General features: G+C 38.5%; 21 protein-coding genes. 9 read left to right on the plus strand and 12 right to left on the minus strand.

Features of this window, described 5'->3' with window-relative positions; all coding sequences use genetic code 11:
* Window positions 1-25: 25 nt before the first annotated feature.
* The 3 genes from glmS to PSF86_RS09550 are packed head-to-tail and all read right to left on the minus strand — an operon-like array spanning window position 26 to window position 4,362.
* Complete coding sequence (gene glmS / locus PSF86_RS09540; protein WP_277899847.1) at window positions 26-1,873, minus strand: glutamine--fructose-6-phosphate transaminase (isomerizing); 1,848 nt, start codon at window positions 1,871-1,873, stop codon at window positions 26-28.
* Between the two features lie 16 nt (window positions 1,874-1,889).
* On the minus strand, window positions 1,890-3,539 hold the full coding sequence (gene bamH / locus PSF86_RS09545) for a BamH family beta-barrel-assembly machinery protein (protein ID WP_277899848.1): 1,650 nt from the start codon (window positions 3,537-3,539) through the stop codon (window positions 1,890-1,892).
* A 13-nt stretch (window positions 3,540-3,552) separates the two neighbouring features.
* Window positions 3,553-4,362: a glycogen/starch synthase gene (locus PSF86_RS09550; RefSeq protein WP_277899849.1), complete on the minus strand. Its 810-nt coding sequence runs from the start codon at window positions 4,360-4,362 to the stop codon at window positions 3,553-3,555.
* Window positions 4,363-4,470: 108 nt separating this feature from the next.
* Between PSF86_RS09550 and panC the strand changes: the two genes are divergently transcribed.
* The 6 genes from panC to PSF86_RS09580 all read left to right on the plus strand — a co-directional run bounded on the left by panC (window position 4,471) and on the right by PSF86_RS09580 (window position 8,655).
* On the plus strand, window positions 4,471-5,319 hold the full coding sequence (gene panC / locus PSF86_RS09555; protein WP_277899850.1) for a pantoate--beta-alanine ligase: 849 nt from the start codon (window positions 4,471-4,473) through the stop codon (window positions 5,317-5,319).
* Window positions 5,320-5,331: 12 nt separating this feature from the next.
* Window positions 5,332-5,682 (plus strand): aspartate 1-decarboxylase, encoded by a 351-nt coding sequence (gene panD, locus PSF86_RS09560; protein ID WP_277899851.1) that lies wholly within the window; start codon window positions 5,332-5,334, stop codon window positions 5,680-5,682.
* 1 nt (window position 5,683) lies between these two features.
* Window positions 5,684-6,661 (plus strand): lysylphosphatidylglycerol synthase transmembrane domain-containing protein, encoded by a 978-nt coding sequence (locus PSF86_RS09565; RefSeq protein WP_277899852.1) that lies wholly within the window; start codon window positions 5,684-5,686, stop codon window positions 6,659-6,661.
* Between the two features lie 242 nt (window positions 6,662-6,903).
* Window positions 6,904-7,047: a hypothetical protein gene (locus tag PSF86_RS09570; RefSeq protein WP_277899853.1), complete on the plus strand. Its 144-nt coding sequence runs from the start codon at window positions 6,904-6,906 to the stop codon at window positions 7,045-7,047.
* Window positions 7,048-7,067: 20 nt separating this feature from the next.
* Window positions 7,068-7,313, plus strand: coding sequence for a hypothetical protein (locus tag PSF86_RS09575; RefSeq protein WP_277899854.1), 246 nt, complete (start codon window positions 7,068-7,070; stop codon window positions 7,311-7,313).
* A 196-nt stretch (window positions 7,314-7,509) separates the two neighbouring features.
* On the plus strand, window positions 7,510-8,655 hold the full coding sequence (locus tag PSF86_RS09580; protein WP_277899855.1) for an alpha/beta hydrolase: 1,146 nt from the start codon (window positions 7,510-7,512) through the stop codon (window positions 8,653-8,655).
* Window positions 8,656-8,679: 24 nt separating this feature from the next.
* Here PSF86_RS09580 and PSF86_RS09585 read toward each other — a convergent pair whose 3' ends face one another.
* Complete coding sequence (locus PSF86_RS09585; RefSeq protein ID WP_277899856.1) at window positions 8,680-9,192, minus strand: DinB family protein; 513 nt, start codon at window positions 9,190-9,192, stop codon at window positions 8,680-8,682.
* A gap of 173 nt (window positions 9,193-9,365) precedes the next feature.
* On the opposite strand from PSF86_RS09585, the gene radA reads away from it, so the two are divergent.
* Window positions 9,366-10,727, plus strand: coding sequence for a DNA repair protein RadA (gene radA / locus PSF86_RS09590; RefSeq protein WP_277899857.1), 1,362 nt, complete (start codon window positions 9,366-9,368; stop codon window positions 10,725-10,727).
* Window positions 10,728-10,738: 11 nt separating this feature from the next.
* The gene (locus PSF86_RS09595; RefSeq protein WP_277899858.1) at window positions 10,739-11,524 is read left to right on the plus strand and encodes an META domain-containing protein; all 786 of its coding nucleotides are present in this window, start codon (window positions 10,739-10,741) and stop codon (window positions 11,522-11,524) included.
* Between the two features lie 218 nt (window positions 11,525-11,742).
* Here PSF86_RS09595 and PSF86_RS09600 read toward each other — a convergent pair whose 3' ends face one another.
* The 7 genes from PSF86_RS09600 to PSF86_RS09630 form a co-directional block, all read right to left on the minus strand.
* Complete coding sequence (locus PSF86_RS09600; RefSeq protein WP_277899859.1) at window positions 11,743-12,783, minus strand: NADP(H)-dependent aldo-keto reductase; 1,041 nt, start codon at window positions 12,781-12,783, stop codon at window positions 11,743-11,745.
* A gap of 102 nt (window positions 12,784-12,885) precedes the next feature.
* A complete protein-coding gene (locus PSF86_RS09605) occupies window positions 12,886-13,845 on the minus strand; it encodes an OmpA/MotB family protein (protein ID WP_277899860.1) in 960 nt (319 codons plus the stop codon).
* 6 nt (window positions 13,846-13,851) lie between these two features.
* On the minus strand, window positions 13,852-14,616 hold the full coding sequence (locus PSF86_RS09610; protein WP_277899861.1) for an exodeoxyribonuclease III: 765 nt from the start codon (window positions 14,614-14,616) through the stop codon (window positions 13,852-13,854).
* A gap of 85 nt (window positions 14,617-14,701) precedes the next feature.
* A complete protein-coding gene (locus tag PSF86_RS09615) occupies window positions 14,702-15,160 on the minus strand; it encodes a hypothetical protein (protein WP_277899862.1) in 459 nt (152 codons plus the stop codon).
* A 26-nt stretch (window positions 15,161-15,186) separates the two neighbouring features.
* Entirely contained in the window at window positions 15,187-15,624 is a 438-nt protein-coding gene (locus PSF86_RS09620; RefSeq protein ID WP_277899863.1) for a LexA family protein, read from the minus strand.
* On the minus strand, window positions 15,624-16,886 hold the full coding sequence (locus tag PSF86_RS09625) for a Y-family DNA polymerase (protein ID WP_277899864.1): 1,263 nt from the start codon (window positions 16,884-16,886) through the stop codon (window positions 15,624-15,626). The genes PSF86_RS09620 and PSF86_RS09625 overlap by 1 nt, the downstream gene beginning before the upstream one ends.
* Window positions 16,887-17,010: 124 nt before the next feature.
* Entirely contained in the window at window positions 17,011-18,189 is a 1,179-nt protein-coding gene (locus PSF86_RS09630; RefSeq protein WP_277899865.1) for an acyl-CoA dehydrogenase family protein, read from the minus strand.
* A gap of 206 nt (window positions 18,190-18,395) precedes the next feature.
* On the opposite strand from PSF86_RS09630, the gene PSF86_RS09635 reads away from it, so the two are divergent.
* Complete coding sequence (locus tag PSF86_RS09635; RefSeq protein ID WP_277899866.1) at window positions 18,396-18,854, plus strand: hypothetical protein; 459 nt, start codon at window positions 18,396-18,398, stop codon at window positions 18,852-18,854.
* A 72-nt stretch (window positions 18,855-18,926) separates the two neighbouring features.
* Here the strand turns inward: PSF86_RS09635 and PSF86_RS09640 are convergent, their stop codons facing one another.
* Window positions 18,927-19,640, minus strand: a complete 714-nt coding sequence (locus PSF86_RS09640) for a gluconate 2-dehydrogenase subunit 3 family protein (protein ID WP_277899867.1) — start codon at window positions 19,638-19,640, stop codon at window positions 18,927-18,929.
* Window positions 19,641-19,645: the final 5 nt, after the last annotated feature.

Below are 19,645 nucleotides of genomic sequence, written 5' to 3' on the forward strand. Positions count from 1 at the left end.
AAAAAATTACGAAATTATCACTCATTCACTCAACCGTTACAGATTTTGCAAGATTACGGGGTTGATCTACATTACACCCTCTCATCACTGCAATATGATAAGAAAGCAATTGCAGTGGAATTGTAGTTAACAATGGCGTCAAGCCTTCTAATGTTTCAGGCACTTCGATGACAAAATCGGCCATTGAACGAACTTCCTCATCGCCTTCGGTAACAATTCCGATGATTTTTCCTTTTCTGGATTTGATTTCCTGAATATTACTTACCACTTTTTCATAATGCCCTTTTTTGGTAGCAATTACTACAACCGGCATCTGTTCATCAATTAAGGCAATAGGCCCGTGTTTCATTTCGGCGGCCGGATATCCTTCCGCATGGATATAAGAAATCTCCTTAAGCTTTAAAGCACCTTCTAATGCTACCGGGAAGTTGTAACCCCTTCCCAAGTACAGAAAATTAGGAGAGTCTTTATATATTGATGAAATATATTTTACATGGTCGTCTATTTTTAAACATTTCTCCACTTTGGCAGGAATGGCCTCCATTTCTGCAAGGTATTGCTGAAATTCTGTTTTGGAAAGCATCCCTTTAGACTGTGCCAACTTCAAGGCGATCAATGTTAAAACAGTAATCTGTGTTGTAAACGCTTTGGTTGAAGCTACCCCGATTTCTGGTCCGGCATGGGTATAGGCCCCTGCATGGGATTCCCTTGCGATAGAAGATCCTACCACGTTGCATACGCCAAATACAAAAGCTCCGTTTTGTTTGGCCAATTTTATAGCAGCCAGTGTATCGGCAGTTTCCCCAGATTGCGATATGGCAATAACCACATCGTTTGAAGTAATTACGGGGTTTCTATATCTAAATTCTGATGCATATTCGACCTCAACGGGAATACGCACCAAGTCTTCAAAAATATATTCGGCCACCAAACCAGCATGCCACGATGTCCCGCAGGCCACAATAATTATCCTGTTGGCCTTTAATATTTTTTCAAGGTTATCTTCTATTCCGGCCATTTTTATAATGCCTTCGTTTATCCTTAAACGACCCCGATAAGTGTCTTTTATCGCTTCGGGCTGTTCATGGATTTCTTTCAGCATAAAATGGTCGTACCCATTTTTTTCAATTTGCTCAAGGCTCAACTGAAGCTCGTGCACATATGGGGCTACCGCCTTATCGTCTTTTATTTGCCGTATTTTAACATCGCGTCCCAGACGGACGATGGCCATTTGCTCGTCTTCCAGATAAATGGCATTGTTGGTATATTCAATAAAAGGAGAAGCATCGGAGGCGATAAAAAATTCGTCCTCGCCCACACCAATGGCCAATGGGCTCCCTAATTTAGCCGTTACTATTTCATCGGGTTTAGATTTGTCGAAAACTGCAATCGCATAAGCCCCTATTACTTGGTTTAAAGCTATTTGAACTGCTTTTCCTAATTTTACGTTCTCATTTTTTTTGATGTCCTCAATTAAGTTCACCAACACCTCGGTATCGGTATCAGACTCAAATTTATAGCCTCTTTTCTGGAGTGCTTTTTTTATAGATCCGTAGTTTTCTATAATTCCGTTATGGATTATCACCAAGTTCCCGGAATTTGAATAATGCGGATGTGCGTTTACATCGTTTGGGATACCGTGCGTTGCCCAACGGGTATGGCCCAAGCCAATACTTCCATTGGTTGTATTTTCGCTTTCTGCCTTAGCTTTTAAATCGGCTACCTTCCCTTTTGTTTTGCACAAATTTGTGTCTTCACCATCGTAAAGAACAATCCCTGCACTGTCATACCCTCTGTATTCTAACCTTTCAAGGCCTTTGGTAATAATTGGATATGCTTGCCGTGCACCTATATAACCTACAATTCCACACATTTTTTTTAAGTTTTATTTAGTCTTCTTTTGGTTTGGTATAAAAAATTTCTAATTGTAACTTTTTATCATTACCTGCATTGTTTCCAAACAACACAGTTCCGTATTGGTTTGGTATGGAGGCTTGGGGAATTTTTATTTTTAGGTCTTCGTCGGTTTCTGCACTACCATCTTGAACCTTATATGCTGAAACGTTCGTTGAGTTTAAGATACTATTAGTCGTTGTCAAGGCCAATCGTGTATTGGTTGAATCCTTACGGATAATATCATTTATATATTCTGTAATCCTAAACTTATATTGAATCCCTTTTTCATTATCTGCATCCAATATACCCCCAAATATAGTCTTAGTGGTAGAATCTATACCTGTATTTGTGTCCAAAACGTTATTATAATCGACCAAAACCCTTTCATTGCTGAGATCATACAAATACAATCGTTTTGGCAGGGTTAATTTTGACTCCTCTGTCAGGCTTTCTTCATCTACATAAAAAACAAGGTTTGCCTCGTTTATTAACCAATCATTTTCTTCGGCTTCTTGAAATGCAACATCGGGGTCTTGACCGCCCAACATGTCCAACTCTACATATGTCCCACTTCCGCCCCGTACATATAAATTTGAAGCATTGGCATTGTTAAACTGATCTAAAACAGTGGCAGGATATGCGGCTTCATCTATATAATTTACCTTGTTACCGTTCAAGCTTAACTTAAAAGTCGAGTTTTCCACAACGGCTTCATCATCATCGTTTGTTGTATCGTAGTCATATTGAATTTCTACATATGCGTTTGCTACATTTAAGAGCATTGCCAGTTCGTGGTTGGCAGATTCCATGGAAATATAAAGCCCGCGCAAAAATTCCTTGAAGTTGTTCTGACTGGCCAAAACGCTCGCCCCTTCATTGTCCAATATTTTTTCCTGAAAAAATTGTTTATCCAATTCAACCCATATTCCAGGTGAAAGTCTTTCTGAAGGAACGGTAACCGACTCGTCTTCATCTTCAGTATCGGGATCGTCTTCCCCGTTAAAAAATAAAATTTCCTCTTCGTCTATTGTGTAACTGTCTTCATACAAAACAGTAGTCACAAAAGACGTAGGGTCTTCGCTTGAAAAATATTCCTGGGCATCTTGAAAATTTGACCCGGGGTCAAGGTCACGTAAAAACTTGGTATATTCCTGTACCTTTAACGTAAAAGGCGTGTTTCGGTTCCCGTAAATTGAATCTATACGATAGGGTTTTGGTTCATTTTCGTCCAAATCGGTGGTATCGGTTAACGCCGTACTGAAAAAAGGAATGTATAAATATACTGCCGTTGCACGCTCGTTTTCCTGTCCTTCGGCATTTTCATCGATCTGGCTCTTTTCTCCAAAAGTTGGATCAGTCGTACCTAAAAGCATCTGGCCCACAAACGATGTTTGCTCAAGTCCGTATACGGGCTGGTTAAAGTCGCTCAGTTGATAGGCCGTAAGGCCATCTGTCCTTACACTTTCCAGTTTTCGGTTATAGGTAAACACATCGTATTTTACACTATTTGTTACCGTGCTTCCATCGTCTATAAGGTCTACGCCAATGGTATTGTAGTCTCTTTCACATGCTGTAAAAAAAATAACACTACCCGTTACAAGTAGTGCCGTAAGCATATAACTTCCTTTAAAAATCTTCTTCATTGTATCCGCTGGATTAACTTAATACTTTTGTTTCGTAAAATTGATTGTACGCCTCTTCAAATTCATAAATTGAAACATAAGGCTGTACTGGTTTTGAAAGCGAGTCGATATGTTTTTTTAGGTCGTCGGGGAGTTCTTCAGAGGCAACAACTACCGCATCCGAATGATCTACGGCAACTTTTAAAACATTGCTGTACGTAGGGTCTTCCAGTGCTTTTATTGCTCCTTCCTCTATACCATCAAATTTAACTTTCGCCAACATTTCTTTATCTAACGTTCCCTCAAAACCTTTGTTGTATACAGACGTAACTATTTTACTTTCTGCAAAAAGGGGCTCGTCTGCGTAATATTTTTTAAGGTACAACGGCAATAAAGAAGCCATCCATCCATGAACATGGATAATATCTGGATTCCAATTGAGTTTTTTTACCGTTTCCACAACCCCTTTGGCAAAGAAAATTGCGCGTTCATCGTTGTCGGGAAATAAATTACCTTCTTCATCGGTAAAAGTTGCCTTTCTTTTAAAGTATTCTTCGTTGTCTATAAAGTAAACTTGGATTCTTTCTTTGGGAATAGAGGCAACTTTAATGATAAGCGGCATATCCATATCGTTTACCACCAAATTCATTCCCGATAAGCGAATTACTTCGTGCAGTTGATGCCTTCTTTCATTAATATTACCAAAACGAGGCATAAAGATTCGTATTTGTCCTCCTCTGTCATTCACCATTCTTGGACTCTCATAAGCCATTGATGACACTTCATTTTCAGGTAAATAAGGAACCATTTCAGAAGCGACAAATAATACTCTTTTGTCTGTCATAAAATCAATTTGTTTCTTTAGACTAAGGGTTAAAGCATGCAAAAATACAAAAAATATGCCTAATTAGTTTAATTTATATAGCTTTGCACGCTGTTAATTTTTTATAAAATGCAAATTTTTAATCAAAAAGAAGCATTAACCCAATTCCTTCAAAAGGAAAAAAAGGAACATAAAACCATTGGTTTGGTCCCCACTATGGGCGCCCTTCATAAAGGTCATTTGTCACTGGTACACAATGCTTTAAACCAAAACGATATTGTTGTTGTGAGTATTTTTGTAAACCCCACACAGTTTGACAATAAAACGGATCTTGAGAAATACCCTAAAACAATGGAAAAAGATTTAAAAATTCTTGAAGATTTAAGTCACAACCTTGTTGTTTTTACTCCAAACGCCCATGAAATTTACGATAACAATATTGCATCGGAAAAGTTTGATTTTGATGGTTTGGAACATGAAATGGAAGGAAAGTTCAGGACCGGCCATTTTGACGGTGTTGGAACGATTGTAAAAAAATTATTTAGTATCGTCATGCCCGATAATGCTTATTTTGGTGAAAAAGATTTTCAGCAGCTCCAAATCATTAAAAAAATGGTGCAAAAGCACCGCATTCCCGTTAATGTAATTGGATGCCCCATTAGCAGGGAAGCAAACGGACTGGCCATGAGCTCCCGTAATGAAAGACTCTCTGCCGAGCTGCGCGAAGAAGCTTCGTTTATATACAAAACCATCACAGCGGCCAAAAATAAGTTTGGCACAGAAAGTGCAGAAGATACGGTAAAATGGATTGAAGGCATGTTTAGCAATAATCCAAGCTTAAGCTTGGAATATGCTGAGATTGCTGATGAAAATACGTTAAAACCTGTTAAAACGAAAGAAGAAAACAAACACTACCGGCTTTTTGTTGCAGTTTATGCAAATGACATAAGGCTAATAGATAATGTTGCTCTAAATTAATACCTTTGTAACATGCAAATTGAAGTAGTAAAGTCTAAAATTCACAGAGTTACGGTTACCGGTGCCGACCTAAATTATATAGGGAGCATTACCATTGACGAAGCGCTGATGGAAGCCTCCAACATTATTGAAGGCGAAAAAGTACAGATTGTCAATATCAACAACGGCGAACGGCTCGAAACATATGCCATTAAAGGAACTAAAAACAGTGGCGAAATAACGTTGAACGGCCCTGCTGCCCGCCGTGTACAACGTGGTGATGTTATTATTATTATTTCTTACGGAATCATGGATTTTGAAGAAGCAAAAAACTTTAAGCCTTCCATTATTTTCCCGAACGAAAAAGACAATACCCTTACATAAGTTGAATAAAAAGCTTGTCAACATACTTAAAAACACACTCCCACTATTGCTGGGAGTTTTTTTAATTTGGTATTCGTACTCGCATACCACGCCCGAAGACCGTACCAATATTATAAACGCCGTAAAAGAAGCCAACTACGTCTGGGTATTGGTTTCATTACTTTTGGGCTTCCTAAGCCATTTATCGCGGGCACTGCGGTGGAATTTAATATTGGCCCCCATGGGCTACAAACCCAGTCTTGCCAATAACATCATGGCTATTTTTGTGGCTTATTTGGCAAATCTTGGCGTTCCCCGTTCTGGGGAAGTATTAAGGGCCACCACCATTAGTACCTACGAAAAAATCCCTTTCCAGAAAGCCTTTGGCACCATCATAGCCGAACGCGTTATAGATGTTATCATGTTGCTTCTGGTAGTTTTGGTAACCGGAATCCTGCAAACAGAAATTATTGCCGATTTTTTCCTGAGCAAAAACATTAATTATGTACAATTAATTCTCTTAGGAGTTGCCGCCGCGGCAATTGGCATAACTTTTTTGGTGCTGATCAAAAGGGCAAAAAGCGGCTTTCTGGCCAAAATAAAAACCTTTGTATTTGGTATCATAGAAGGTCTTACCAGTATTTTTAAAATGAAGGACAAATGGCTTTTCCTTTTCTATACGCTTTGTATCTGGACATTGTACATTGCCATGTTCTGGGTTATTAAATTTTCCCTTCCCGAAACCTTAAACCTGCCCATAAGTGCTATTTTGGCAGCTTTTGTTGCCGGCGCCTTTGCCATGAGCGCTACAAATGGCGGTATTGGCCTGTACCCGCTAGCGGTAAGCAAGATATTGCTTATTTATGGTATTGGCAAAGCTTCCGGAGATGCTTTTGGTTGGATTATGTGGAGCGCACAGACATTAATGGTCGTGATTTTTGGCGCATTGTCGTTTCTTTTTCTTCCTATATACAATTCTTCGAAAAAAGCGAGTAAGTAAAAGGGGGGCACTTAGAACAAGCCCTTGGTTTTTTATAAATTAATCCTTCCCTTTTAAATAATTGATTTTAAAATTTCTGAATCGTAGTAATGCCCTTGTTCAGCCTAAACTGATACAAAACAACAGTATGCTGATTTTAAAATTAATACATATTACTATTTTTGTGTAAAATATAAGCGACATTCACATATTTAAGTATTGTTAATCAGTATTTTATTAAATCGGTTATAGTATATATTTTTATGAGTTTTTTGAGTGTTCAAATTCAGGCGCAAGTGACCTTGGTTACGGGCGATTCGTACAAACTGAACGAGAAAAGGGAAATTAGCTTTTATGTTCCCGAAGATTATTCCAAAGAAAAAACATACCCCTTATTGTTGTGTTAGATGCCGACTATTTGTTTGATATGCTAGTGGACAATGTAAAATTCTATACCTACAACAAAAAATACAACGATATTGAAACCTTATACGGATTAAAAAATCAAGTCAGCATCAACGACATGATGGCCATTTATGCAGGCATTAAGAAAAAGGAAGAATGGGTGTCATTAAACGGATTGAGCAGGATTGCAAAAAAAGAACATCCACATGTACGAAAAAGCATTTGTATTGGAAGAAATAGATTTTCTCGACAAAGAGTTTCTTCTTGAGCGCATAGATAAGTTAAAAGCAGACTTTGGTTATTAGCCTTTATTTCATCACTCTTGCCCTTGTTGTACATCCCTAAAGCTTTTTCATAGCTATTTGTCGTAATTTTTGGTGGTGTGGCGTTTCTTTTTCTTTCAACATGCCATAAAAGCAAATAATTTTTTATCTTTCGGTCACCAAATCTAATTCCATTTTACTATGAAAAAGTTCGCATTATGCTGTGGCCTTATCATTTTATGTGCTTTTAATGCCATTGCACAGGTTACCACCACTTCTTTAGATTCATATAAATTAGGCGAAAAAAGAAATGTACGCTTGTATGTTCCCGAAGATTATTCAGCAGAAAAAGTATATCCCCTTATTGTTGTTCTGGATGCCGATTACCTATTCGACCTGGTAGTGGGCAATGCTAAATTTTATACCTACAAAGATGAAATGCCCAAGAGTATCATTGTAGGAATTGACCAAAATGAAACCCGATACGAAGATTGCTTTTACAGTGATGAAAACGGGCTTCCGGACAAAAAAGGAAATGCCTTCTTTGAATTTATCGGCATGGAGCTTATACCGATGATTGAAAAAAACTACAACCTTGCAAATTTCAAGGCAATTGTTGGACATGGCGTTACTGCCAATTTTGCCGATTATTATTTGTTTAAGGACAATCCATTGTTTAATGCCTACGTAATTCTTTCTCCTACATTTGCCCCGACCATGGAAAGCAATACCCCTAAAAGGTTGAGCGAGCTTCAGGAAATGATTTTTTATTACCTGGCTACCGGGGAACACGACGCTAAAGAAAGCCAGCAACGCATCAATGTTTTTAATAACCAGATGAAAGGGTACACCAACGATAATTTGCATTATTATTATGATAACTTTACCAATGCCAGCCATTTCAGCGTGGCTTCATACGGCATCCCGAAAGCGCTGGATCAATTCTTTACCATTTATAAGCCCATAAGTGTAGAAGAATACAAAAAAGATGTATTGGCTTATGAAGGACCTGTAATTGATTACCTTACCAACAAATACAACACCATTGAAACCTTGTTTGGCTTTAAAAAGCAGGTAAGCCTTAACGATATGATGGCAATTTATGCGGCCACTAAAAAGAAAGAAGACCTGGAATCTCTAAACGAATTAAGCAAGATTGCAAAAAAGGAATACCCCGACACCATGCTCGGATTCTTTTGGGAAGCCGAATACTTTGAGCAAATGGGCGAACCCAAAAAGGCTATGCGAACCTACGAAAAGGCTTTTGGCATGCCCGAAATAGACTTTGCTACCAAAGATTTGGCTCTGGAACGCATCGATGCCTTAAAAGCCGATTTTGGTTGGTGATTTTTTTGAAGGTTCACAAAAAATTTAAATGTTGCCCCGTGCCTTTTCCCGAACCCATTCTATATAATCTGTTTGCTGTATTTTGGCAACGTCCAATTGGCGTAGCATCATAACTACTTGCCCCCGATGGAAACTACCATGGTTAAAAACCGTTTGTATGATTTCTCTTGATGGTATTGAAAAATTATCGCCTTTGCTTTCAAATTGAATTTCTTTTTCCAAATCTACGGTTTCTGTAAATTCTTTGAAATTTTTAGACGTTGCCTGCCATTGACTAAAAAGCGCTTTATTGTCTCCTGAAAAACTTGTAACAGCTTCTGCACCGTTTCCATCTCCTTTTAAACGGGAAAGCCATATTGTTTCGGCATACCAAATATGTTTAACAGTAGCGCATATGGTAGGAAAACTTCCCACAAATTCCTTGTATAAAAGCTTGTCGTTTAATAATGTTAGATCCGTTATCAATCTATTATTGGCCCAAATATTATAGGTAGCGTAATCTATATATCTTTTGTTTATTTCTTTAATTTCACACATAAGTCTTTTGTCTATTTTTTATTAGTTGAATATAGCTATTTTTAACTATTCATCTTTGTTTGGTTATTACAGTTTCACAAAACATAAACTGTTTTTATTCATTGGTACGGGCATGTAACTCAAAACTTACTTATCTTCTTTGTATCTTTCAGCTTTAAAAATTAAAAACCCGAATGGCAAAGGTAAAAACAACTTTTTTCTGCCAGAATTGTGGCGCTCAATACGCTAAATGGCAAGGGCAATGTTCTTCTTGTAAAGAATGGAATACCCTTGTAGAGGAAATTGTACAAAAAGAAGACAAAAAAGGTTGGAAAACCACTGACACTTCATCTAAAAGAACCGCAAAACCGCTAAAAATTAAAGAAATAGACGGTTCGCAGGAAATGCGCATGTCATCCGGCGGCATGGAATTCGATCGTGTGCTGGGAGGTGGCATTGTTCCGGGTTCAGTAATCCTTTTGGGCGGAGAACCAGGCATAGGCAAAAGTACCCTCCTGTTGCAAATAGCATTGCATTTGCCGTTTAAAACTTTATATGTTTCGGGAGAAGAAAGCCAGAAACAAATAAAAATGCGTGCCGAACGTATTTTTCCCGACAGTGAGCAATGTTACATCCTTACCGAAACCAAAACACAGAATATTTATAAACAAATTGAAGGTATCGAGCCCGATATTTTAATTATAGATTCCATCCAAACCCTGCATACCGATTATATAGAATCGTCTGCGGGAAGCATCAGCCAGATTCGCGAATGCACTTCCGAGCTCATAAAATTTGCCAAGGAAACGGGTACGCCCGTAATACTTATTGGGCATATCACCAAAGATGGGCACATTGCCGGTCCCAAAATATTGGAGCATATGGTAGATACCGTACTTCAGTTTGAAGGCGACCGAAATCATGTTTACCGCATTTTACGCTCCTTAAAAAACCGCTTTGGCTCTACGGCCGAGCTTGGCATATACGAAATGCTGGGAAAAGGGCTCCGGGAGGTAAGCAACCCATCTGAAATATTAATCTCCAAAACCGAAGAAGACCTCAGTGGCACGGCTATTGCCGCAACCCTTGAAGGCATGCGCCCGTTAATGATTGAAGTACAGGCGCTGGTAAGCACGGCTGTATATGGCACGCCCCAACGCACCACCACGGGCTACAATGTAAAACGCCTGAACATGCTTTTGGCTGTACTGGAAAAGCGTGCAGGGTTTAGACTGGGCGCAAAAGACGTTTTTTTAAATATTACCGGGGGTATCTCCATAGACGAACCCGCAATAGATATGGCCGTTGTTGCTGCCATACTTTCCAGCAATGAAGATATTGCCATAGAAAAAGATATTTGTTTTGCCGCCGAAATAGGCCTTGCTGGGGAAATAAGACCAGTGCAACGTGTGGAACAAAGAATTCTGGAAGCCGAAAAATTAGGGTTTTCGACTATTTTTGTATCTAAACTGAATAAAATAGCAATTAAAAATCCAAAAATAAATATTAGAAAGGTTAGTAAAATTGAAGATGTAGTCGGATATTTATTTGGATAAAATATGTAATGATGAAAAAAGTTATAGTAACATTTGTAGTAATTGTAAGCCTAATGGCTTGTAAAGACGCTAAAAAGAATCAAAAAAACACTTTTGAAACCAAAGAAGTGGTAAAAATAACCCAAAAAGAAAAAACCAAAATCCCGGAAGGTGTAGATTTTATTGCTTCGGGAGACAACCCATCCTGGAGCCTGTTGATAGATTTTGATAATGCCATGAATTTTACATCGCTCGATAGACCAAAAAAATTAACAACCCCGGTACCGGAGCCAAACATTCCTCAAGACACAAATGCTTTAAACTATTTGGCAGAAACAGAAGCGGGTATTTTGCAGGTAACAATCTTTAAAAAGCCCTGCATTACCAATGCCAACGAAGATTTTTCATACAAAGTCTATATCGAAGCCAAAGAAAAAGACATGGAAAATTACAAAACTTTTGAAGGCTGCGGAAAATATATTGGCGATTATAGGCTAAACGATATCTGGGCATTGGAAACCATTGATGGCAAGGCAATAGATAAAACCATGAAACGCCCTAATTTGGAATTCAATTTAAGAAACGGACAAGTTTTTGGGTTTGGTGGTTGCAACCGTATTAACGGAACACTGGTGGTTGAAAAGGACTCGCTTGCAATTGGGGCTTTGGCCAGCACAAAAATGATGTGCCCGAATGCCGAACTTGAAACCCAGTTTTTGCAGATTGTAAACAATATGAAGTTTCACTACAAATATAAAAACCTCATTTTAACCCTTACTTCAGCAGAACATACACTTACTTTTAGAAAAGTAGATTGATGATTAGATTCAGCTGAAAAAAAGTCTTCATTAACCTGAGTTTCGATTTAAGGTGTGTTTTAAAAACCTCTATGTTAAAAACAACTATGAAGCCAATAGCTCGACCGTACATTGGTAATTTGCAACCAACTATATCTCAACTACAAACATGCCGAAGAACCCATGTTAATTAAAAACAGAGCAACTTAGCAACCTTCAAAAGTATTAGTTTTTAACTTCTATGGCGCGGGATTTGGAATGCTTGCGTGTATGCTGTTAATTTCATTTATAACTTCAGCATCCAATTCCATGTTGATACTTGCTATATTTTCCTTAAGCTGATCCATTTTGGTAGCTCCAATAATATTACTGGTAACAAAAGGCCGGGAATTTACAAATGCCAAAGCTAAAGTAGCCATGGAAATCTTGTGTTTTTTGGCCAATGCATAATACTTTTGCGTGGCTTTTAAGGCATTTTCACCATTGTATCTGCCCATTTCGGGAAACAAGGTAATCCTTGCATCTTCTATCCCTTTTTTCTCGATAAATTTATCGGTAAGCCTTCCAAAGGCCAAAGGAGAATATGGGAGTAGCCCAACATTTTCTTTCATTGATATTTCTGCAAGGCCAATTTCATAAGTCCTATTCAATAAATTATATGGGTTTTGAACTGTTGCAATACGTGGTAGGCCATTGTATTTGTTTTCTTCCAGATAGCGCATTACGCTCCACGGTACGTCATTTGAAAGTCCAATGTGCCTAATTTTACCTTCTTTTATATATCCTTCCAAAATATTTAAAATTTCATGGATATTATCTTTCCATTGCTCGGTTTGGTCATATTGGTAATCGCGTTTGCCAAAAAAATTGGATTTTCGGTCGGGCCAATGCAATTGGTACAAATCGATATAATCGGTTTGCAGTCTTTGTAAGCTTGTATGTATAGCCTCGTTAAATGCTTTTTTGGTAAAGCCGCCGTTGCGTATATAATGCTCGTTAAACTCGGATGGGCCGGCAATTTTAGAAGCCAGCACGATTTTATCCCGATTTCCGGTTTTTTTAAACCATTCTCCAATAATTGTCTCGGTTACGCCCTGTGTTTCTTTTTCCTTCGGAATTGCATACAATTCGGCCGTGTCAAAAAAATTCACCCCGTTTGCCAAGGCATAATCCATTTGTTCATGGCCATCTTCTTTGGTATTTTGTTTACCCCATGTCATGGTCCCGAGGCAAATTTTACTTACTTCTATATTGGAGTTGGGTAGTTTTGTATACTTCATTGAATGCGATTTTTTATAATGAAAGAAGATTTCTAAAAGGGATTGTAAAAACTCCACTTTCAGAAATCTTCTCAAAAATACAAAATTAAGGAATAGTAATTCCTACATATCGTTTAGCAGTTTGGTAACCTCATCGAGCTTTGGTGTCAAGATTACTTCAATCCTACGGTTTTTTGCTTTCCCTTCGGTAGTTGTATTGCTGGCAACCGGCACATATTCGCCCCTTCCCGCCGCGGTGAGGTTTGCAGGGTCTATTTGGCTATTTTCCTGTAAAATCTGTACAATGGAAGTTGCCCTTTTTGTAGAAAGATCCCAATTGTTTTGCAAAGGTCCATTGCCCCTGTATGGCACATTATCGGTATGTCCTTCAATAAGCACATTTATATCCGGGTTTTGGGCGAGCACATTCCCTAATTGTTGTACCGCCTTGCGACCATTGGCATTTACCGCCCAACTACCACTTTGGAACAATAATTTATTCTCCATGGAAACATACACTTTTCCGCCGCGTTGTTCCACGGTAAGCCCTTTTCCTTCAAAATCAAGCAATGCCCTGGAAATGGCATCTTTTAAATTTTTCATGGCCGCATCCTTAGCGGCAATAAGCCCTTCGAGTTCGTCTACCCTTTTAGACCGCGCGTCCAGCTGTTGCTTAAGTGTTTCAAGCCTTGCGTTTTCTGCGGCCAGGGCTTTTTCCTTCTCTTCCAATTGGCGGAGCAGTTCCCTGTTTTTTTCAGAATTGGCCGCAATTGCTGCACTGCTGTTTTTTTCCAATGCATTATAGGAAGCCTGAAGATTGTCTAAATTATTCTTTGTGGCCGTATAATCTTGCTGTAATTGATTGCGTTCGGCCAAAACTTTATCATATTTTTTCTGAAGCGCGTCAAGATCGTTCTGCAACCGATTGTTATCGGTATCCAATTGTTGGTTTTCTGCCGAAAGATTTTCTTTTTCTTCTTTTAAAGCATCGTACCTGCCCTGAAGGTCGTTATATACCTTTGAAGATACACAGGATGCGTTTATTGCTACAAGGAACAATCCTATAAAAACTTTCTTTATCATATTAAATTAATCTTCTATTTCAACTAAAATAGGGCAATGATCGCTATGTTTTGCCTCTGGTAATATAACGGCTCTTTTCAACTTTTCTTGTAAGGGTTTGGCTACCATGTTGTAGTCTATACGCCATCCTTTATTATTGGCCCTAGCATTGGCACGGTAGCTCCACCAACTATAATTATGTGGTTCTTTGTTGAAAAAACGAAAGCTGTCGATAAATCCACTGTCGATAAATTCGCCAATCCATTCCCTTTCCACCGGTAAAAAACCGGAGACCTTGGCATTTCGTATCGGGTCGTGAATGTCTATGGCTTCGTGACAAATGTTATAATCGCCACAAATAATCAAATTAGGAACTTCATGCTTCAGTGCATTTATATATTTTTGAAAATCTGCCATGTACGTCAATTTATGTTCCAACCGGGCAATGTTGGTCCCCGACGGTAAGTAAAGGCTCATAATCGAGCATGTATCAAAATCGGCGCGCAGGTTTCTTCCTTCGGCGTCCATATAATCGATTCCTGTTCCATAGGTTACGCTATTGGGCTGGGTTTTGGACAAAATAGCAACCCCGCTATACCCCTTTTTTTCGGCGCTGTACCAATAATGATACGGATAACCGACATTTTCAAAAACCGAAAGGTCCAGTTGCTCTTTGTTTGCTTTTATTTCCTGCAAGCATATTACATCTGGGTCGGCCGATTGTAGCCAATCTAAAAATCCCTTATTAATAGCTGCGCGTATTCCGTTTACGTTGTACGATATAATTTTCACTCTCCTAAATATTTAAATGTAAAAAAGCTAAAATAAGGATAGTTTAAGAAAAAGTAATAGCGTTGTTGATAAGAAGATAAATTATTTAGGATTCGTGCTGTGCTACTTCAATTACTTTTCCATTTTTAAAAATTACATCTAAAACATCTGGGTCTATATTAAATAATCCCGGCACAAAACCAAGGGTATAAGCTATATGATTTTCATTATATATATAAAATTCTTTTCCCAACAAGACTATTATTTCTGCTTTGGTTTTACCTATTAACATTTGGCTTTCTATAATATGTTTAGACATTTTATATCTTTCTTCGACATTTGTATCCCATTCCTTTTTATAAAATTCTTCTGAAGGGTAATACGAGGCCGAAAACATCCATAAAAAAATAATGCCAAAATAAATAAAAGGACTTGCTATTAATGCTGAAAAAATAGCCGTGGAATTCCTACTGTTTTTACTTCCAACCTTTAATTTCTTCAAAATCCATTTTAAGAAAAAAAATGTTAGAAAAGCAATAATCGAGATTCCTATAAACGCGTCCATGCTTATTTCTTTTATAATTAAAAACCCTACACTTTTTTAATAACATAGGTAACTATGCCCCATATAATAAGCTTGTTTTCTTCTTCTATTTTTAGCGGCTTATACTTTTTGTTTTCTGGCATTAAAAGCAATCCTTCTTTCCCTATTTTTAACCGTTTTACGGTAAATTCGCCATCGATAAAGCATACGGCTATTTTTCCATCAATAGGCTCCAAACTTTTATCAATTATTAAAAGGTCGCCATCGTCGAGGCCGGCACCTTCCATAGATTGACCGCTCACACGTGCATAAAAGGTTGCTTCGGTATTTTTTATTAGTTCTTTATTGAGGTCTATGCGTGTTTCCTTAAAATCTTCGGCAGGCGATGGAAATCCGGCGGAAATCCCGCCATCTACCAATTCTAATGACGACCGGGTTGTTTTGTCCGGTTTAAAAAATTGAAGATTTCTTTTTTTGTCATCCATTATTTCACCCGTATTATTTCGTCTATATTGGTAGTATATCTTGGCGAAAGATGTTCTTGGCGCATTTTCCAGGTACGCTTTAAATCTTGATTGGCAATTTTTATTTTAAGGGTTCCATACTTATTGTTGATGCCATCTATGATTTTCATCAAACTGTGGTGTTTGGGGTCTTCTTCCAAGAACATATCCAGCTGACGTGCATTGGTGGGCACCAGCCCGGAAACAATTACCCCTGCTTTTTTATACTTTATTCCATATTTATAAATGCCCTCTACGGCGTTCACTGCATATTTTACCAAGGTAAGCGACGAATCGGTAGGATAGGGCAAGGTAACCAAAAGTCCGCCGCGGTGCTGTTCTTCATCTGCTTTATGCCGATCGCTCTTTAAAAAAACATACATAAAATTACAACTGCTATGTTGTTTGCGCAATTTCTCTGCACAACTTCCGGCAAAGGTAGAAATGCGTTCTTTAAGGTTATCCAGGTTGGAATATGTATATTCGAAACTTCGGGTAGTTGCAATGGCTTTTTTGGGTGCCGTAACATCATTCTCCAATTCTAATGTGGGCTGTCCTTCCAAATCCTTTTTCAAACGAAGTCCCGTAACTCCCATTTCTGAGCGCACCCATACATCGCTTAACAATGTAAAATCGAAAGCCGTTTTTACGCCTTTTGATTGCAATCGTTTACTGTGCCCTCTTCCAATACCCCAAACCGATTCGATTGCGATCCATCGTAATGCTTTAATGCGTTTTTCTTCAGCATCTATTACATAAACGCCATTTGTCCTGTCTTTATATTTCTTGGCAATTTTATTGGCCACTTTGGTCAAGGCCTTGGTACGGGCTATCCCGATGCTAATGGGCATTCCCGTCCATTTAAAAACACGTTCTTTTATTTGTTTTCCTACGGAAGTATAATCGGTTGCCTTATCAACATCAAACTTTAGAAAAGCTTCATCTATGCTGTAATGTTCCACCAATGGGGTAAATTGCCGTAAAATATTCATCACCCGTGTGCTCATGTCGCCATACAACGGATAATTGGAAGAAAACACATGAATACTCTTTTCAGCAAAAAAACTTTTATACTTAAAAGCCGGAGCTCCCATGGGTAATCCCAGCTCTTTAGCTTCATCGCTTCGGGAAATTACGCACCCATCATTATTGGAAAGTATGGCTATAGGTTTATTATTGAGATGCGGTTGAAACACCCGCTCACATGAAGCATAAAAATTATTACAATCTACCAAAGCATACATAATGCAAAGATACTGATTTGGGATTTTATTATGCTATGTTGCTATGGACTATGGAGGATACGATTAAAATATACCTCCGAAAAATGTAGCGCTTAACCCCTTAATTCTTCTCTTTTAACCCAACTTACTTAAATGCTTGTTCACCGGTAATATCGGCTCCTGTAATTAATAAATGAATATCGTGTGTGCCTTCATATGTAATTACGCTTTCCAAATTCATCATATGGCGCATAATGCTATATTCTCCGGTAATTCCCATGGCCCCCAATACTTGTCGTGCTTCACGTGCAATATTTAAAGCCATTGCTACATTATTGCGTTTGGCCATCGATATTTGGGCAGTGGTTGCACGTCCTTCATTTTTTAGCTGCCCCAAACGAAAGGCCAACAGTTGTGCCTTTGTTATTTCAGTGACCATTTCGGCCAATTTTTTTTGTTGCAATTGTGTAGCGGCAATGGGCTTGTCAAATTGAATTCGCTCTTTGGCATAACGCAATGCCGTATCGTAGCAATCCATTGCTGCGCCAATGGCGCCCCAGGCTATTCCATAACGTGCCGAATCTAAACAGCCAAGCGGTGCGCCCAATCCGTTTTTACCCGGCAATAAATTTTCTTTGGGGACCTTTACATTGTCAAAGATAAGTTCTCCGGTTGCCGAAGCACGAAGCGACCATTTATTATGTGTCTCCGGCGTAGAAAAGCCCTCCATGCCCCGTTCTACTATTAAACCATGAATACGACCTTCTTCGTTTTTTGCCCATACCACCGCAATATCTGCAAAAGGTGCATTGGAAATCCATAATTTGGCACCATTCAACACATAATAATCCCCAGCATCTTTAAACTTCGTTTCCATTCCACCCGGATTCGAACCGTGATTGGGCTCGGTTAAGCCAAAACACCCCATAAATTCGCCCGTAGCCAATTTTGGCAGATATTTTTTACATTGCTCCTCAGTTCCATATTTCCAAATGGGGTACATTACCAAAGACGATTGAACTGATGCTGTTGAACGTACACCGCTATCGCCACGTTCTATTTCCTGCATAATGAGGCCATAACTTATTTGGTCAAGACCAGCCCCTCCATATTCTTCCGGAATATAGGGCCCAAAAGCCCCTATTTCTGCCAATCCTTTTAATAATTGCTTTGGAAATTCTGCTTTTTGGGCAAAATTTTCAATGATAGGAGATACTTCTTTCTTCACCCATGTTCTGGCCGCATCGCGAACCAATTTATGTTCGTCTGAAAGAAGGTCGTCTAAATTATAATAATCGGGTGCTTCAAAAAGGTCTGGTTTCATTGCGAAATTGGTTTTCTCAAATATAAATATAAGTAATTTAACAAAACAAGGTCTTGGTGTTATATTTATAAAACTAAGGCAATATCGTGCAAATAAGACAAGTATGGGAAATTTTTAATATAATTTTAAGTCATATATAGAAAAATTTTCTTGCTGTTGATAAATATTTTAAGTAAGATTGCATAGCCCCTTTCACTAGTTAACATATGAATAAACTTACTTCCATACTGTCTAAAATTGCCGCCACATTAAATATTGATACGCCCGATAAAAAGGGCGCCCATAATATTGTTGGAAAATGGAAAGCCCTTACATATACCGAAAAGCTTTATGAGAATGACAAACTGATAAATGAAGATGATTTTTCTTACAACGGCGACAATGCGTTTTATATGGTATTTAGGAAAAATGGAAATTTTATACAAAACGAACATTCAAAAGATATACAAAATAATTCCTTGGAAAAAACAACCAAAAAGGGAACTTATACCGTTGAGGGGGATAAAGTAATTCTTACCTACGGAAGCGTTCACAATGATAAAAACGTAATTGCTTTGTTGTATACCATCAATGAAAACAAGCTTACCACTGTTAACGATTACAAACAAAAGGATATTGATGATGTATATCACCACGTAAGTACAAGAACCTTTATAAAAGAATAAAGAGCATCCAAAAATTTTGGACACTCTTTAGTATTAAACTCATTCTAAAACTCTTTTCTATTTATATGATAATTACACCTCGTAATTATCCCAATTGGCTATTTCTTGGCGCTCTTCCGGTTTAATACACACATCCAGTGTACGCTGGTCGTATTTCATGTTGTACTGTGACAATACATCGTCTGGAACACCATCCCAAACATTTGGTGTATTACCAACATAGCCCAGATATTCAATTCCTTCCTTGCTGGTAAAATATCCTGTTGAAACTAGGTCCCTTAACCGAGAGAAAAAGCGTTCCCCTTGGACGTGTTCCGGTTTTACTTCCTCTGGATAGGCAATATCGTCCACAATGGCGATCTGTTCTTCTTTTGAAGCGTTTTTAAACACTTTATTGTAGCGCTTATTGCTTTCATGGTCTATCCACATAATTCCGCCGCGTAATGGCAATTGATGGTGCGGCATGTCAAGCACAATATATGCTATAAAGTCGACTACGCCCACTTCGCTGGCCGCATGATATTCTCCTTCTGCGGGGATAATGATATCGGCCAGAACGGTAAGTGTTTCCAGTTCGTGGTCGTTAAAGTATTTTTGGTCCCTTAATTCCTTTTCGCGAGCTAATTCCTCGACAGTCCGGGTAGTGTCGTAATTATTGTCACTATCGGCAGGGGCATCGGTTTTGGCAATCGTTTTTTCTTCGGAATCCGTGAGGCATGCCGAAAACATAAATCCGGATGTTACGGTTCCAGCTACCATAGCCTTTAAACTTTTTCTTCTATCCATGATTC

Origin of the sequence: Galbibacter pacificus (assembly GCF_029603165.1) — a bacterium.
GTDB lineage: Bacteria > Bacteroidota > Bacteroidia > Flavobacteriales > Flavobacteriaceae > Galbibacter > Galbibacter pacificus.